The following is a 15,575-nucleotide window of genomic DNA, read 5'->3' as shown; positions in this document are numbered from 1 at the left end:
CCGGCGGGCCGCCGTCCCGATGACCTGACGGCGACCTGCCCGCGCTGCCTCGTGGGGACGGCGGCAGCGCGCCACCCGGACCGGGCGGCGGCCACTCACACGTGGTGTGGCCGCCGCCCGATCTGTGCGGACCTCCCGTGCCGACCGTCAGCCGTCAGCGGACGGCGCCCATGGTCCGGGTGAACTCCTCGGGACCGGCGTCGAAGCCGCGCAGGCGCGCGTCGAGGGACCAGACGCCCGAGTCGTCCCTGGTGAACTCCGCGACCGTGGCCGCGGTGGCCGCCGGGACGGACTCGAAGCCGCCCTGGGCGAGGTCCGTGTACCCCTCGCGGATCCGGATGCCCGTGCCGGCCACGTCGGCGAAGGCCTTCCGGGGGCCGCCGCCGGTGTCCTGGATGATCACGCCGACCACCACCCGCCGCAACTCCGGCGCCATCCGGTCGAGTTCGATGGTCATCACCTCGTCGAAGCCGAAGCCCTGGCCGGTGTGGCTGTCCCGGTTCAGGGTGATGGTGCCGTCGGGCGAGCGGCTGCCGAAGTGGACCACGTAGAGGGGATCCCCCTGGAGGTCGGCCGCGCCGTAGACCGCGGCCACGATGTCGAGGTCGTTCGGGGGCGTGCCGACGGGGCTGGGGTCCCACCTCAGCCCGACCTCCACCTTGGCCAGACCCTTGCGTACACCGGTCACCGAACTCCCCCTCCTCCGTACGGCTCTTGCCCGGACATGTTCCCACGAGGCTCAGGCCCGAGCCGAACGGCCGTACGTTCCCGGCCAGTTCACCAGGCCCACCAGGCCCTCACCAGGCACCGTCCTGTACGGGCCCACCCGGCCTCGGCGCGTTGCCGAGCCGCTTGACCTGGCCCTGCTCCGGCTCCGCCGAGGGGGTGTGGTCGTCGCCGAGCCACTCCCCCACCGGCTTGACCCCGCCGAGGGCCTCGGCCGGGGCGAGATCGGCGGCGGTCTCGTCGTAGTAGTCGAACCACGGCAGTCCGGCCTGGGTGTAGGCGGCCCGGTCGGCCGGCGAGGGCGGTGCCTCCTCCCCGGTGATACGGCGCCACGCGGGCGGGGTCACCAGGTGGACGAAGACCCGCGCCGCCGGCTCCTGCGCCCAAGCGGACAGGGGCCGCTCGTCGCGGTACACCTCCTGGCGCATGGCGCCGCCCACGCCGAGCCCCATCGCCGGGGCCGCGGGCGCGACCGCTCTCCGCCGCCGCACCGTGCCGGGAGCGGGCGCCGTCATCGGTTTCGGCACGGCGCCCCCGAAGCCCCCGGGGGCGGGCGCAACCCGTACGCACCGCCGCCCCCGCCCGGCCTCCCCGCACGCGCCGGCGGCCGCTGCGCCAGCGCCTCCGGCCCCAGCGGGAACGCCTGGAGCTGCACCCCGCCGGTGGTCTCCTCGCCGGTCACCTGGCCCTCGACCGTGGCGCCGAGCCCGAGCGGTACGGCGACGAACTGGCGCACCGTGCCGTCGCCCGAGCTGATCCCGTCCAGCCACGGCTGCCGCGGCGGCGCACACCTTGCCCACGCCGACCTGGAGGGCGGTGGGCTGCCGGGTGCCGCCGAAGCTCAGCCACATCGCCTCGCGCAGGTACACGGGCAGCATCACGCCGCTCTTGGCCAGCCACTCCGGCGGCGCCGTGTCCGGGTAGTCCTCCACGCGCCTGAGCGGGAACTCCCCCAGCCCCGGGGGCAGCGCGTGCGTGCCCGATTCGGGCAGCCGCAGTGTCCGTATGAAGCGGATCTGCACCCCTTCGCCCAAGTGCAGCGTATTACCGTCGAGCCGTACCGAATCAGTGCCCGTGTCCGCCCCTTTTTCCCGCTCACGCCCGGCTTCGCCACAGGATCTGCGGCCGTTCCGGATCGTTATCCTCAAGTTTTCCTCAGATCTAGTGACGCTGCGGCCGTCCCCTTCCTAGCTTCCTCGTACACGTGTCTCGACGTCCCCCCACGTCCCCGCGGTTCCGCGCGCGCCGGCGATCCCCGCGCACGCCCCGCGATCCGAGGAAAGAGTGCAAAATGAAGGTTCCCCAGGCCGGAGCGGTCGCCGCAGTGATCGCCCTCGTCCTCACCACCTCCGGGTGCGGCGGTGACGAGCCCCAGGGGAAGCTCTCCATCGGCATCAAGTTCGACCAGCCGGGCATCGGGATGCGCGAGGCCGACGGCACCTTCACCGGTTTCGACGTGGACGTCGCCACCTACGTGGCCAAGGAGCTCGGCTACAAGCCGGACCGGATCGACTTCAAGCAGGTCTACAGCAACGACCGCGAGCTGCTGCTCCAGTACAACGAGGTGCAGTTCGTCGCCGCGAGCTACTCGATCAGCGACAAGCGCAAGGAGAAGGTCGACTTCGCCGGCCCGTACTTCACCGCCCACCAGGACCTGATGGTGCGCGCCGGCGACGCGAGCATCACCAAGGCCGAGGACCTCAACAACAAGCGGCTGTGCTCGGTCACCGGCTCCACCTCGGCGGAGAACGTCAGGAACAAGCTCGCCCCGAAGGCGAGCCTGCTGGAGCTCGGCGGGTACTCGGAGTGCGTCGTCGCCCTCCACGACGGCCTGGTCGACGCCATGACCACCGACAACTCCATCCTGGCCGGGTACACCGCCAGGAAGGGCAACGAGGGCAAGTTCAAGCTGATCGGGCTGAGCCTGAGCAACGAGAGCTACGGCATCGGCGTCAAGAAGGGCGACAAGGCACTCCAGGGCAAGATCAACGCCGCCCTGAAGAAGATGGTCGAGGACGGCTCCTGGGAAGCGGCCGTGAAGAAGAACTTCGGCGCGGCCGACTACAAGTACGAGCCCGCTCCGCAGGTCACCTCGGGCATCACAGCGGGCAGCTGACGATCGTCGAGGCGGTGGCCGGGTCCGACCAGTCGGCGTCGAAACGGGCGTTGACGACGTAGAGCCGGTCGCCGTACACCGCCGCCGTCGTCGGCTCGTCGAAGCGCGGGTCGGTGATCCGCTTCACGAAACGGGCCCGGCGGCCGTCCCCGCTCAGGACGAACACGTCCACGGCGTAGGCCCAGTTGCGTACGACGTACAGCGTGCGGCCGTGGACCACGAGGCCGTCGCCGTTGCCCACGGACCCGCCGTCGAGCACGGTGCGGGTGGCTTCGCCGGTGCGCGGGTCGACGCGGAACAGCGCCTCGGCGGTGTCGTGGACCACCAGCAGGGCCCGGCCGTCGGGGGTCCGCTCGATGCCGTTGGCACCCCAGTACTGGCCGCCGGGCGGGACCGGGGCCCACTCGCCGCCGAGCCGCACGGCACGCGGGGCGGCGCCGGCGCCGGTGAGCTCGCGGCCCGCGGGCAGGAAGTACAGCGCGTCGCCGAAGGAGTCGGTGAACCAGGCCCCGCCGCATCCGACGACGGCGTCGTTGATGAAGGCGGTGCCGGTCGCGGCCTGGTGGGTGGCGAGCACCCGGCCGTCGCCCGCGTCGATCACGCGGATCTGGCCGCTGTCGCCGCCCGCGACGAGCAGCCGCCCGTACGCGTCGAGCTTGAGGCCTACCGACATCGGGCCCTGGCCGCGGGTGAGGATCCGGCCGGTCCCGCTGGCGAGGTCGGCGCGGTAGATCGAGCCGTCGATCAGCGAGCCGGTGTAGACCACTCCGCGGCCGGAGACGGCTATGCCTTCGGGCTGGAAGCCGGGCGGGGTGGCGAGGCTGTCGGGGCGCCCGACGGGCCGGGCCTGGGCGAGCGGGGCCAGGGGGCCGACGAGCGCAGCGCCGCCGAGGGCCGCGGCCGCGCCGATGAACCGGCGCCGACCCAAGGGTCCAGTCACGGTGGTGTCCTTTCAACTGCCTTGGCAGGAGCTTCGGTTGACGCCCCCACCTCAGCACACCTCCCGAGCCCCGGCAGTCCCGGACCCCGACACTTCACAAAGGAATGAGGAGCCTCCCCTTCGCCGCCGCCCTTCCCCTGCGCGGGTGCCCTGCGGGGCTGGACGGCCCTGGCGCGGCTCGCCAACCGGGGCTCCGCCCCGCACCCCGCGCCTCAAACGCCGGCGAGGCTGGATTTTGGGCTGCCCCCGCGGTCGGTTGCGGTGGGGGCGGGTGTGTGGCGGGGCGCCCCCGCAGGGCGCCGAACGCTGTCCCGCGGAACTGTCCGGCCCCGGGGCCACGTTCGGCGCCCGAGGAGGTGCCCCGGCGCGCGCCCGCCCCCACCGCAACCGACCCCACCTGCCCCCGGGACCGGCCGCCGCGCGGACCCGGCACACACATCAAGGTGCGCCCGCCGGACACATGGTTTTTACCTGTACGGCACATGACAATGTGAGCCTCGCTCTGCCACCTGACACCCCGCCAATTCCCCGGGCGGGGACGGTGCGTGTGGAGAGGTACCCCCACGTGAAGACAATCTCCCGCCTGACCCCCTGGGCGGCCGGCCTCGCGGCCCTCGCCCTGTTCTCCGTGCCCGCCGCGGCCGCGGCCTCCGCCGGCCGGCAGCAGACGGCGCAAGCCCGTGCCGCCGCGCCCGCCGCCCCGCCGCAGGCCGCCGCCTCGGCCGTGGACGCCTACTACGCGGCAGCCGAGGGCAAGACGGGCGCCGCCCTGAAGACCGCCCTGCACAACATCATCAAGACCCAGTCCAAGGTGACCTACGACGGCGTGTGGAACGCCCTGAAGGTCACCGACCAGGACCCGGCGAACCCGAACAACGTCATCCTGGTGTACTCCGGCCGCTCGCAGTCCAAGTCCACCAACGGCGGCGGGGTCAACGACTGGAACCGCGAGCACGTCTGGGCCAAGAGCCACGGCGACTTCGGCACGGCCACCGGCCCGGGCACGGACCTGCACCACCTGCGCCCCGAGGACGTCACCGTCAACAGCACCCGCGGCAACAAGGACTTCGACATGGGCGGCAGCCCGGTCGCCGAGGCCCCGGGCAGCTTCACCGACGCCGACTCCTTCGAACCGCGCGACGCGGTCAAGGGCGACGTGGCGCGCATGCTGCTCTACATGGCGGTGCGCTACGACGGCGGCGACGGCTTCGCCGACCTGGAGATGAACGACAAGGTCAACAACGGCACCGCCCCGCTCTTCGGCCGGATCAGCCTGCTGAAGCAGTGGAACCAGATGGACCCGCCGGACGCCTTCGAGCAGCGCCGCAACCAGGTCATATTCGACACCTACCAGCACAACCGCAACCCGTTCATCGACCACCCGGAGTGGGTCAACTCCATCTGGTGACCGGCCCCCGCAGTCCCCACCCGCTCCGGGGGTTGGGCCGCGCCAGGCCGGGTATTCGCAGGCCAGAGGCTGCGTGCCGCACCGGGCGGCGGCAGCCGACGGAGGTACGTGGCCATGGACGGAGCCGGACTCTCTGACCGCGAGCGGCGCGCCCTTTCGGCGATCGAAGCCCAACTGAAGAGCGACCGGTCGCTGGACCGGCTGCTGCGCTCGGCGCATCTGCGTCACCGCACCGCTACGGCCTGTCTGCTCGGTGCGGTGACGGTGGCGCTGCTCGTCGCGGCGTCGGTCACCGTGTCACAGCCGTTGATCTGGGCCTTCGCCGCCGCCTGGATGCTGACCGTGGCCACGGCGCTGCCGCTGGTCGGCCGGTGGGTGCACCGCCGCTGGCAGCGCCGCGAGCGCACGGCGCGGCAGCAGGCACCGGACGCCCCCTAGCCGGGCAGGCCCTAGTCGGACAGGTAGATCTCGTCCAGGGTGTCGATGGCTCCGTCGGCGCCCAGGTGGTAGCGGAACGGCAGGCCGGAGTCGGGGTGGGCGGTCACCCAGGAGATGAGCTCGTGGAGGGTGATGGGCTTGGGGTCCACGCCCGCGAGGATCGGAGCGGTGGCCGTGATCTTGGCGGATTCCGCGATCGGGATGAAGGTCTCCGCGCCCACCGTCTCGAAGGTGGCGCCCTCCGTGTCCTTGCTGCCGCAGCTCCAGTTCCCGCGCTTGACGATCAGGTTGTGGGAGCCGCCCTCCGGCGTGTAACGGCGCAGGGAGAGCATGTCCGGGGCGATGGGCACCTTGTGGTCGCACGTCGCGCCGGGAGCCGGCGGCGTGGGCTTCTTCACCCCGGTGGCGACCGCCGTGGGCTTGGGGGCCGGCTTCGTCGTCGAGGCCGGGGCCGAGGGCTTCGCGGGCTTCGGGACCGTGGCGGAGGGCGCGGCCGGGGCGCTGGGTCCGGGGGCTCCGGGCGCGGCCCCGTCGTCTCCCTGACAGGCCGTGAGCGCGAGCACCCCGCACACCGCCAGGGCGGCCAGTGCCGCCTGCCTGCGCGTCCGTCTGCCGCTGCGTACCGCCCGCATGGTCGTCTCCCTCTGCCTGGTTGAAGCGTCGCGTCAACGTAGCGCGCGGGATTCGGCCGGGGCGATGGCCGGAAGTCGTTCGTCACCTGTCCGCGATCACGTTGTTGCGGAGTACGGACCTCCGTGACCTAGCGGAGCCGGTCGGCGAGGGCGGTGAAGGCGGGCCAGGCCCGTTGGGGCGTGCGGGAGTCCCACACCTTCTGGGAGAGCGCGGCGAGCGGCAGCCGGATGCCCGCCGCCACCTGGGCCTGGGTCTGGGCCCCGGACAGGTCGCACCAGACGGCGAGGCGTGCGCCCAGGACCTGGCCTGCGTACCGGGCGGGGACGGCGGTGGTGCCGCGCAGGACCAGCGGGGTCCACTGCTCGTAGATGCGCTGCCCGGTGGGATAGGTGAACTGGTTCGGCTCGCCCAGTACGTAGTACAGGTACTCGTCGTTCAGGTTCACCAGCTTGCGGCCCGTGCTCAGGTAGTCGAGCGGCGGGCGGGCGCCGATCTCCTTGCCGGTCCAGTACTCGGCCTGGATGTCCTTGGCCGCGCTCGCGACCCCGCCGGAGAAGAAGCCGTCGTTCCACGCCTTGAGCGCCTTGCCCGACGGGCGCACGGTGGCGGCGCGGTCGTCGAGCCAGCCCGTCGCGAGGTCCTGTACGCGGGCCGTGGGGCCGTACCGCTGCCGCGCCGCGGTCGCGAGCTGCGGGAAGGAGGTCTCGGGGTCGCGGACGACGAGCGCCTGGTACTCGTCGGCGCCCAGGTGCCAGGCCCCGCCGGGGAACAACGGCAGGTACTCGCGCAGCAGTTCGTCGACGAGCTTGGCGGACGCGGGGTTCGATATGTCCACCGCGCCCTTCACCGCTCTGCCCTGTACGTCGCGCAGCTGGAGTTCGGGGTGGACGCGCAGCACCGCGCCGAGGTGCCCGGGCGAGTCGATCTCCGGGACGACGGTGATGTGCAGCCGGGCGGCGAGCGCCGTGATGTCGCGGACCTGGGCCTTGGTGAGGTGCGGGGTGGAGACGATCTCCGGGTGGGTGTCCGACTGGATGCGGAAGGCCTGGTCGTCGGAGAAGTGCAGGCCGAGCTGGTTCAGCTTCAGGTCTCCCATCTCGCGCAGCCGGGCCTCGATCCAGTCGGGGGTGAAGTGCTTGCGCGCGATGTCGAGGTTCAGGCCGCGCTGCGGCTTGGCCGGACCGTCGCGCACGGTGCCCTCGGGGGCCGAACCGGCGCTGCGCACGGCCTGCTTGAGGGTGCGCGTGCCGTAGAAGACCCCGGCCTCGTCGGGGCCGGTGATCCGCACCCGGCCGTCCTTGACGGTGAGGGTGTAGGACTCGGGCGGCCCGGAGTCCTTGGCGCCGAGCGAGAGTTCCACGTCGCCGGGGCGCGGCGCCGCCGACTCGGCGTATCCCAGGTGCAGTTCACCGGCGAGCAGTCTGCCCTCGTCGGCGAGGGCTGCCGTATCGCCCTGCGCGACGACCACGCGGGCCTCGGGGGCGGGCTTCCAGCCGGGGCCGCGGGCGGGTATGTGCTCCCGTACGGCCGGGATGGTGCGCGGAGCGGTGGACAGCGGGTAGGAGGGCGTCGGGGTGGGCGGGGCCGCGGACTCGCCGACGGCGCCGTCCGGGGTGGTGGGCGGTGCGGTGGGGCCGGGCGTCGGGGCGGCGGGGGCTCGCGCCCCGTCGGAGGCGGCGGTGCAGCCCGGGAGGGCGAGTACGACCAGCGCGGCGGCGGTCGCCGTCGCGCTGACGTGGCCTCTCCTGTGCTGCCTCGGTTTCCGCATCATGCACCCGTGTCCCCCGTACCAACGTGGCACGGGGGACACGGGCGCGCGACCCGGCGGTCTCAGACCAGGGCGTCGAGCGCGGCGGCGGCGAAGCCGTGGTCCTGGTCGGGGGCGCCGCCGCCGACGCCGATGGCGCCGACGAGACGGCCGTCGCGGTGGACGGGGAGCCCGCCCGCGATGAAGAGCAGCGGCCGGTCGAGGGCGGTGGGCAGGGTGTGGAAGGGGCCGCCGGGCCGGACGGCGTCGACGAGGTCGGCGGTGGGGGCGTTCAGCTGGAGGGCGGTGTAGGCCTTGCGGGTGCTGGTCTCGCCGGAGATCAGCACGGCCCGGTCGTCGCGGCGGAAGGCGAGGAGGTGGCCGCCGGCGTCGAGGACGGTGACGCTGACGGTGGCCCCGGCCGCTTCTGCGGCGGCTCGGGCGGCGGCGACGAGCAGGTCGGCGTCCTCGGTGGTCAGGGGGGCGACGGCGGTACGGGTGGTGCGGGACATGCGGACTTCTCCTTGCAGGGGGTCGTACGTCGTACGTGGGGGGGTTGGGGTGATCAGTGGTGCGCCGGGACGGCGGCGGGGGCGGCGCCGGACGACCCGCGGGTCTCGGGAGTCCCCGCCGCGGCCACCCGGCCGGTGCGCTCCGCGGGTCCGGCCGTGCGGCGCTCCAGGGCGCCCGAGAGGAGGGCGAGGAGCAGGGCGGCGGCGGCCAGGGCCGCGCCGACCCAGTTCGGGGCGGTCCAGCCGAAGCCGGCGGCGATCACGAGGCCGCCGAGCCAGGCGGCGAGGGCGTTGCCGAGGTTGAAGGCGCCGATGTTGACGGCGGAGGCCAGGGTGGGCGCGCCGGCGGCCTGGTCGAGGACCCGCTTCTGGAGCGGCGGTACGGTCGCGAAGCCGAGGGCGCCGATGAGCAGGATGGTGACGGCGGCGCCCGCCTTGGTGTGGGCGGTGAGGGTGAAGGCGGCCAGTACGAGGGTGAGGGCGCCCAGGGAGGCGTACAGCATCGGCATCAGCGCCCGGTCGGCGAAGCGGCCGCCGATGAGGTTGCCGGCGACCATGCCGAGGCCGAGGAGGACGAGCAGCCAGGTGACGGAGGAGTCGGCGAAGCCGGCGACGTCGGTCATCATCGGGGTGATGTAGGTGATCGCGGCGAAGACGCCGCCGAAGCCGAGGACGGTCATCCCCATCGCGAGCAGCACCTGGACGTTGCGGAAGGCGGCCAGCTCGCTGCGGATCCGCACGCCGCCGGCGGGCCGGGGCAGCTCGGGTACCAGGCGGGCGATGCCGAGCAGGCCGAGGACGCCGAGCGCGGCGACGATCAGGAAGGTGACCCGCCAGCCAAGGGACTGCCCGACGAAGGTGCCGAGCGGGACGCCGACGACGTTGGCCACGGTCAGGCCGGTGAACATCATGGCGATGGCTCCGGCCTTCTTCTCGGGGGCGACGAGTTCGGCGGCGACGACCGCGCCGATGCCGAAGAAGGCGCCGTGGGCGAGGGAGGCGACGACGCGGCCGGCGAGCATGACGCCGAAGGCCGGGGCGAGCGCGGAGAGCACGTTGCCCGCGACGAAGAGGCCCATGAGCAGCATCAGCATGCGCTTGCGGGGGATGCGGGTGCCGAGGACGGTCATGATCGGCGCACCGAGGACCACACCGAGGGCGTAACCGGTGACCAGGAAGCCCGCGGTGGGGATCGAGACGCCGTAGCCGGCGGCGACCTCGGGGAGCAGGCCCATGATCACGAACTCGGTGGTGCCGATCCCGAAGGCCCCGATGGCGAGGGCAAGGAGTGCGAGTGGCATGACGGAGGTGCCCTTCAGGGGGTGAGGGTGGGGCGGGGTGGGTGCGGCGCCGGGCCGACGGCGCTTTCGCGGCACACATTGCTGCCGCTGCTTACGTGCGTCCACATTAATTGCAGACGCGGGATATTTGCAAGCGCGGGCTATTGCGGAAGTGACCTATCCTGGGGGCACACGGACGAAGGAGAAGCCCATGACGGCCACGGACGGCGCGCTCACCGCCCTCTCCCAGGGCTGGTGCGCCCTCTCCCTCCTGCACGGGCGGATCGAGGCGCACATCGAGCGGGCGCTCCAGGCCGGGCACGGCCTCAGCGTGCGCGAGTACTCGCTGCTGGACGTGCTGAGCCGCCAGCACAACGGGCCGGGCGGCCACCTGCGGATGCACCAGGTCGCCGACTCGGTGGTGCTCAGCCAGAGCGCGACGACCCGCCTGGTCAGCAGGCTGGAGGACCGCGGCCTGCTCAGCCGCTACCTCTGCGACACCGACCGGCGGGGCATCTACACCGATGTGAGCGAGGCCGGCCTGGCCCTGCTGGCCGCGGCCCGGCCCACGAACGACGCCGCCCTGCGCGAGGCCCTGGACGAGGCCGCCCGCAAGCCGGAGCTCGCCCCCCTGGTCGCCGCGGTGGAGAACCTCCGCAAGGCGCCCGAACAGGGCTAGTGCCGTCCGGCTAGCGCGGAGTCGAGCCCTGCCCGGAGGAGGGCGTCGGCGACGCCGGCACGGACGGTGAGGGCGAGGCGGGCGGGAACGGGGTCACCGATCGGAACGGGCTCGCACTCGGGCTCGGTCTCCGGCTCGCGCCGGCACTCGCACCCGCGCTGACGCTCGCGCTCGGCGACCTGTCCGGGCCGTCCGGAGTGGACGGCGACGGCTGCGGTTTCGGCGTGTGGGGGGTTTCCGGGGACGGGCCGGGGGCCGTGATCCTCGGCGGGGTCGCGGGCGGCACCGGGCCCGGCGCCTGATCCGGGGCGAGCAGCAGGTATCCGATCCCGGCCGCGGCCGCCGCCGCCAGGACCCCGAGGGGCACCGCGAAACGCCGGAGCCGCTCCACGGGCAGGCGCCCGGCCTGTGGCCGCGGCGGCTGCGCGGGGCGCAGCATGCGCGGTTCGATGCTCTCGGCGCGCGCGTCGAGGGCCTGCCGCAGCCGAACTTCGACCGGGCGCTCGCCGTCGCGCGTCGTGTGCGTCATATCCGTCCCTCCAGAATCCGTTCCAGCGCGTCCAGGCCACGGCTCGCGTTCGACTTCACCGCTCCCCGGCTGATGCCGAGGGTGGTCGCGATCTCCGCCTCGCTGAGGTCGGCCCAGTAGCGCAGCACCAGGACCTGCCGCCGGCGCGGCGTCAACCGGCCGAGCGCGGCCAGTACTTCACGGTGTGCCTCGTCGAGGACCACGGACGACTCCGCCGACGGCACGTCGACCGCCGCGGGCGGGGTCCAGGCCCGGACGGTCCGCCTGCGGCGCAGCACCGAGCGCGAGGTGTTGACGACGGCGGTCCGCAGGTAGCCCAGCGCGTTGTCGACCTCCGTGATGTGCTCACCGTGGCGGCGGTACAGGGCCGTGAAGGCGTCCTGCACCACGTCCTCGGCGGTGGCCAGGTCGTCGACCAGCAGCACCGCCAGCCGGACCATCCGCAGCCGGTGCGCGTGGTAGAGCTCGGTGACGGTGGGCGGCTGCGGATCGGCGGGGTCCGCGTCGTACGCATGCCCGTAGGAGGAGCCGTACGAGGGCCCGTACGAGGTCCGGTTCGGGTTCCCGGAGACCGGCGGGGCGGAACGGTCCCGGCGCAGCAACGACCAAAGGCCCCGCCACGCCCGGCCGAAGCCGGGCGTGAGGGGGCCGACGGGTGGTGCGAGGTGGAGCACGGGATTCCTCAGCTGTTCGTCCGGCGCCGCACGGCGTACAGGGCTCCGGCTCCGGCGAGGATCAGCCCGGTGGCCCCGGCCCCCATGGCGACGGTGGTCGCCGAGGAGCCAGTATGCGCGAGCTCGGAACCGGCGGGTGCGGTGGAGGGCGAGGCTCCGGCCGGGCTGGGCTTGGCACTCGACCCGCCGGCCGGACGGGACACGGACGGGCTGGGCTTGGCGCTCGACCCGCCGGCCGGATGCGACGCGGACGGGCTCGGCTTGGCACTCGACCCGGACGTCGGCAGGGACGCCGACGCGCTGGGCCGGGCGCTCGTCCCCGCGCCGGGCGGGGTGCTGACGGACGGGGACGGCTGGGCCGAGGGCCCGCTCGCGGCGTGGGCGGGCCCGGCGAGCGCGAGGACCGCCCCGGCGGCGGCGGTGACGGCCGCCCGGCGGACGGTGAGCGGAACGCGCTTGAGGTTCTTCACGGTGGTTCTCCACGGTCGGATCGAGGGCGCGGTACCGCGCCCTCCACCCCCTCACGACGCGCGACCCCCGGGGAGGTTGCCGCCCGATCCGAAAAACTTTCCGGCCATCGGCGCCGGCACCGCACTAGCGTCCGAGCACCTCGTCCAGGGCGTGGCCGATCGTGGCGACGCCCTCCTCGATCTCGCCGGTCGAACCGGCCGCGTACCCCAGGATCAGGCCCGGCGGGCCGGGTGTGAGGCGGTGCCAGGACAGCGGGTGGGCCTTGACCCCGCGGGCCAGGGCCGAGGCGGCGAGGTCGGTGTCCGCGAACTCCGCCCCGTCGAAGGTGACCAGCAGGTGCAGGCCCGCCGCGGCACCGTGCACCCGGGCCCCCGGGAGCCGGTCGGCGACGGCCCGGAGCATGGCGTCGCGCCGCCGGCGGTGGCGGCGGCGGACGAAGCGCAGGTGCCGCTCCAGTTCGCCCGAGTCCATCAGCCGGGCGAGGACCAGCTGGGCGAGGACCGGATTGCCGAGGTCGGCGTACCGCTTGGCGGCGGTCACGGCCTCGCGCAGGCGCGGCGGGACCAGGAGCCACCCGAGGCGCAGCGCGGGGGCGAGGAGTTTGGACACGCTCCCGGCGTAGCAGACGGCCTCGGGGAGCAGGGCGCGCAGTGCGGGGACGGGGGCGCGGTCGTAGCGGTGCTCGGCGTCGTAGTCGTCCTCGATGACCAGTCCCCCGGCGGCCGCCCAGCCGAGCAGGTCGCGGCGGCGCTCCCCGTCGAGGACGACGCCGGTCGGGAACTGGTGCGCCGGGGTGAGCAGCACGGCGCCGGCGCCGCTCGCCCGCAGCTCCGCCACGTCCAGCCCGGCCCCGTCGACCGGTACGGGAACGGTCTCCAGGCGGTGGTACTCCAGTTGCTGCCGCGCCCCGAGCGAGCCGGGGTCCTCCACGGCGACCAGGCGCACCCCGTGCTCGCGCAGGACGTGCGCGAGCAGTCCGAGGGCCTGGGCGACGCCCGCGACGATCACCACCTCGTCGGGGTCGGCGCGGATCCCGCGGTTGCGGGCCAGCCAGCCGACGACGGCCTCGCGCAGTGCAGGGGCGCCCTGCGGGTTCCCGTAGCCGAAGTCGGCGGGGGTGAGCCCTGCGAGCACCCGGCGCTCCGCCTGCAGCCAGGCCGTCCGGGGGAAGGCGGTCAGGTCGGGCACCCCGGGCGAGAGGTCGATCCGGCAGGGTACGGCGCGCAGCGCGTCGACCAGGCCGCCGCGCGACGGGGCGGGGGCCGGTGCGGCCGGGGGTGGCGGGGCGGCGACGACGACCGTGCCGCCCCGGCCGCGGCCGGAGACCTGGCCCGTCTCCGCGAGCCGCTGGTAGGCCTCGGTGACCAGGCCCCGGGAGACGCGGAGTTCGGCGGCGAGCACACGGCTGGCCGGGAGCCGGCTGCCGACGGGCAGCGTGCCGTCGGCGATGGCGGCCCGGAGCCGCCCGGCCAGCCACTCGGTACGGCTCCCCGGCGGGGCCTGCCCGACGTCGAGCTGCAGGAAGTCCGACCCGGGCGACGCCGTGGCCCCGGGCGGTGCGGTTTTGGACCCCTGGGTCCCGCTCTCTTTGGACCTGCTCACCGGACCATTGTGGGACCAGGCTGGACCGCATGAGAACACCACCCACCGCCCTGCGGGATCTGGCGCCCGGGATCGTCGGGATGGCGCTGGTCGGCAGCAGCGTCACCGTTTCCCGGTCCCTCGTCGACGCCCCGCTCTACGCCGTCCAGGCGGCCCGGTACGCGGCCGCCGCGCTGATCCTGCTGGCCCTGGCCCGGGCGGCGAAGGTACCGGTCCTGCGGCCGCGCGGGCGCGAGTGGCTGTGGCTGGCCGGGATCGCGGTGACGGGGCTGGTGCTGTTCAACGTGGCCGTCGTCCGCGGGGTCGCGCACGCCGAGCCGGCCGTCATCGCGGTGGCGGTGGCCTCCGTGCCGATCCTGCTCGGGCTGATCGGTCCGTTCCTGGAGGGCCGGCGGCCCAGCCGTCAGGTGCTCCTCGCGGCGCCCGTGGTCGTGGCCGGGGCGGTTCTGGTCGAGGGGACGGGCCGGACGGACGCCGCCGGGGTGGCCTGGGCGGCTCTGGCGCTGGCCTGCGAGGCCGGGTTCACGCTGCTCGCCGTACCGGTGCTCCGGCGGCACGGCGCGTGGGGGGTGTCAGTGCACGCGGTGTGGATGGGGGCGCTGATGCTGGCGGTGCTCACGGTGTGCGTGGAGCGGCCCTCGGCCGTGCTGGAGATCGGCGCGACCCAGTGGGCGGCGGCCGGATACCTCGCGGTGATGGTGACGGCGGTCGCGTTCCTGCTCTGGTACCGCACGGTGGCCGCCATCGGCTCCGGCCGGGCCGGGCTGCTGACCGGCGTCGCCCCGCTCGCGGCGGCCGGGGCCGGCGCGTTGACCGGCGGCGGGGTCCCGGGCCCGACGGTGTGGCTGGGCCTGGCCGTCGTGATCGCCGGTCTGGCGGCGGGACTTCGTCCGACGCGCCGCGAACCCGTGAAGGTTCCGCTCCGGACGCCCGCCTCCCCTTGAGGGCGCCCGGCCCCGTGGATCACAATCCGCAGATGGCGACGCCCCCGTACAGCAGCTGGATGCGGTACTTCTCCCCCAACGCCAACCACCGCAGACTCGGCCTGGTCTGCCTGGGGGTGGGGGTCCAGGAGGGTGAACTGCCGGTCGTGGGGCCACGCGTCCTCGACCACCACGTCGCCGTGGTCGTCACGCGCGGCCGGGGCTGGTTCAGCCACGGCGGCCGGCCCGCCCAGCCGGTGACCGCGCCCGCGCTGCTGTGGCTGGTGCCCGGCGTGGAGCACCACTACGGGCCCGATCCGCGGACCGGCTGGGACGAGTGCTTCGTCGACTTCACGGGCCGCAGCGTGGAGGCGTACACCGACCTCGGCTACGTCACGCCGGACCGCCCGCTCGTGCCGCTGAGCGGGACGGCCGGGGTGCGGCACGTGGTCGACGGGATCGTCCGGGCCGCCCGGCGCGGCGGCCCGCTCCTGGAGGTGGAGGCCGCGGCCGCCGTGCACGGGCTGCTGGTCGCCCTGCGCTACGCACGCGCCGAGGTGTCCCGGCACGGGGACGCCGTGATGGACACCCTGGCGCGGGACGCCCTGCTGCCGATATCGGTGGCCGAGCACGCGGCCCGGCTCGGCATGCCGCTGCCGCAACTGCGCCGGTCGGTGCGGCGCAGTACCGGCGAGGGGGTCAAGGAGTACCTCCTCGGGATCCGGCTGAGCCGGGCGAAGGAGCTGCTGGCCCGCACCGACCTGCCGGTCGCCGGCGTCGCCCGCCGGGTCGGTTACGAGGACGCGGCCTACTTCAGCCGGCTGTTCAGCCGCCGGGTGGGCATGGCTCCCGTACGGTTCCGCGCGCAGCAGTCCGTACGGGGGCCGGCCCGGTGAA

General features: G+C 74.2%; 16 protein-coding genes and 1 pseudogene. 6 read left to right on the top strand and 11 right to left on the bottom strand.

Features of this window, described 5'->3' with window-relative positions:
• Positions 1–154: 154 nt before the first annotated feature.
• On the bottom strand, positions 155–688 hold the full coding sequence (locus ACFTXQ_RS00650) for a TerD family protein (protein ID WP_382634285.1): 534 nt from the start codon (positions 686–688) through the stop codon (positions 155–157).
• Between the two features lie 109 nt (positions 689–797).
• Positions 798–1,766, bottom strand: a pseudogene (locus ACFTXQ_RS00645) (hypothetical protein).
• Between the two features lie 251 nt (positions 1,767–2,017).
• Here ACFTXQ_RS00645 and ACFTXQ_RS00640 point away from each other — a divergent pair.
• Positions 2,018–2,842: a glutamate ABC transporter substrate-binding protein gene (locus ACFTXQ_RS00640; RefSeq protein WP_382634284.1), complete on the top strand. Its 825-nt coding sequence runs from the start codon at positions 2,018–2,020 to the stop codon at positions 2,840–2,842.
• On the opposite strand, the gene ACFTXQ_RS00635 is transcribed toward ACFTXQ_RS00640, so the two are convergent.
• A complete protein-coding gene (locus tag ACFTXQ_RS00635) occupies positions 2,826–3,782 on the bottom strand; it encodes an SMP-30/gluconolactonase/LRE family protein (RefSeq protein WP_382634282.1) in 957 nt (318 codons plus the stop codon). The genes ACFTXQ_RS00640 and ACFTXQ_RS00635 overlap by 17 nt on opposite strands.
• A gap of 565 nt (positions 3,783–4,347) precedes the next feature.
• On the opposite strand from ACFTXQ_RS00635, the gene ACFTXQ_RS00630 reads away from it, so the two are divergent.
• A complete protein-coding gene (locus ACFTXQ_RS00630) occupies positions 4,348–5,190 on the top strand; it encodes an endonuclease I family protein (RefSeq protein ID WP_382634280.1) in 843 nt (280 codons plus the stop codon).
• A 114-nt stretch (positions 5,191–5,304) separates the two neighbouring features.
• Positions 5,305–5,628 carry a DUF3040 domain-containing protein gene (locus tag ACFTXQ_RS00625; protein ID WP_382634277.1) on the top strand — a complete coding sequence of 108 codons (324 nt, stop codon included), beginning with the start codon at positions 5,305–5,307 and terminating at the stop codon, positions 5,626–5,628.
• Positions 5,629–5,639: 11 nt separating this feature from the next.
• On the opposite strand, the gene ACFTXQ_RS00620 is transcribed toward ACFTXQ_RS00625, so the two are convergent.
• The 4 genes from ACFTXQ_RS00620 to ACFTXQ_RS00605 all read right to left on the bottom strand — a co-directional run bounded on the left by ACFTXQ_RS00620 (position 5,640) and on the right by ACFTXQ_RS00605 (position 9,821).
• Positions 5,640–6,260, bottom strand: a complete 621-nt coding sequence (locus tag ACFTXQ_RS00620; RefSeq protein WP_382634275.1) for a hypothetical protein — start codon at positions 6,258–6,260, stop codon at positions 5,640–5,642.
• Between the two features lie 128 nt (positions 6,261–6,388).
• The gene (locus ACFTXQ_RS00615) at positions 6,389–8,032 is read right to left on the bottom strand and encodes a glycoside hydrolase family 20 protein (RefSeq protein WP_382634273.1); all 1,644 of its coding nucleotides are present in this window, start codon (positions 8,030–8,032) and stop codon (positions 6,389–6,391) included.
• A gap of 59 nt (positions 8,033–8,091) precedes the next feature.
• Complete coding sequence (locus tag ACFTXQ_RS00610) at positions 8,092–8,520, bottom strand: heme-binding protein (protein WP_382634270.1); 429 nt, start codon at positions 8,518–8,520, stop codon at positions 8,092–8,094.
• A 53-nt stretch (positions 8,521–8,573) separates the two neighbouring features.
• Positions 8,574–9,821 carry an MFS transporter gene (locus tag ACFTXQ_RS00605; protein WP_382634267.1) on the bottom strand — a complete coding sequence of 416 codons (1,248 nt, stop codon included), beginning with the start codon at positions 9,819–9,821 and terminating at the stop codon, positions 8,574–8,576.
• A gap of 190 nt (positions 9,822–10,011) precedes the next feature.
• Here ACFTXQ_RS00605 and ACFTXQ_RS00600 point away from each other — a divergent pair, with 190 nt between their 5' ends.
• Positions 10,012–10,479, top strand: a complete 468-nt coding sequence (locus ACFTXQ_RS00600) for a MarR family winged helix-turn-helix transcriptional regulator (protein WP_382634263.1) — start codon at positions 10,012–10,014, stop codon at positions 10,477–10,479.
• Positions 10,480–10,489: 10 nt separating this feature from the next.
• Here ACFTXQ_RS00600 and ACFTXQ_RS00595 read toward each other — a convergent pair whose 3' ends face one another.
• The 4 genes from ACFTXQ_RS00595 to ACFTXQ_RS00580 all read right to left on the bottom strand — a co-directional run bounded on the left by ACFTXQ_RS00595 (position 10,490) and on the right by ACFTXQ_RS00580 (position 13,755).
• Complete coding sequence (locus ACFTXQ_RS00595; RefSeq protein WP_382634260.1) at positions 10,490–11,008, bottom strand: hypothetical protein; 519 nt, start codon at positions 11,006–11,008, stop codon at positions 10,490–10,492.
• The gene (locus ACFTXQ_RS00590; RefSeq protein WP_382634258.1) at positions 11,005–11,682 is read right to left on the bottom strand and encodes an RNA polymerase sigma factor; all 678 of its coding nucleotides are present in this window, start codon (positions 11,680–11,682) and stop codon (positions 11,005–11,007) included. Before ACFTXQ_RS00590 ends, ACFTXQ_RS00595 begins: the two co-directional genes overlap by 4 nt.
• An 8-nt stretch (positions 11,683–11,690) precedes the next feature.
• Positions 11,691–12,152: an LPXTG cell wall anchor domain-containing protein gene (locus tag ACFTXQ_RS00585; RefSeq protein WP_382634256.1), complete on the bottom strand. Its 462-nt coding sequence runs from the start codon at positions 12,150–12,152 to the stop codon at positions 11,691–11,693.
• Positions 12,153–12,276: 124 nt separating this feature from the next.
• A complete protein-coding gene (locus tag ACFTXQ_RS00580; RefSeq protein ID WP_382634253.1) occupies positions 12,277–13,755 on the bottom strand; it encodes a PLP-dependent aminotransferase family protein in 1,479 nt (492 codons plus the stop codon).
• Positions 13,756–13,784: 29 nt separating this feature from the next.
• On the opposite strand from ACFTXQ_RS00580, the gene ACFTXQ_RS00575 reads away from it, so the two are divergent.
• Both ACFTXQ_RS00575 and ACFTXQ_RS00570 read left to right on the top strand, forming a co-directional pair.
• A complete protein-coding gene (locus tag ACFTXQ_RS00575) occupies positions 13,785–14,699 on the top strand; it encodes an EamA family transporter (RefSeq protein ID WP_382634250.1) in 915 nt (304 codons plus the stop codon).
• Between the two features lie 32 nt (positions 14,700–14,731).
• The gene (locus ACFTXQ_RS00570; RefSeq protein ID WP_382634248.1) at positions 14,732–15,574 is read left to right on the top strand and encodes a helix-turn-helix domain-containing protein; all 843 of its coding nucleotides are present in this window, start codon (positions 14,732–14,734) and stop codon (positions 15,572–15,574) included.
• Position 15,575 lies beyond the last annotated feature (1 nt).

Origin of the sequence: Streptomyces sp. NPDC057010 (assembly GCF_042673805.1) — a bacterium.
Lineage (GTDB): Bacteria > Actinomycetota > Actinomycetes > Streptomycetales > Streptomycetaceae > Streptomyces.
This window is presented reverse-complemented; position numbering and strand designations above follow the sequence as displayed.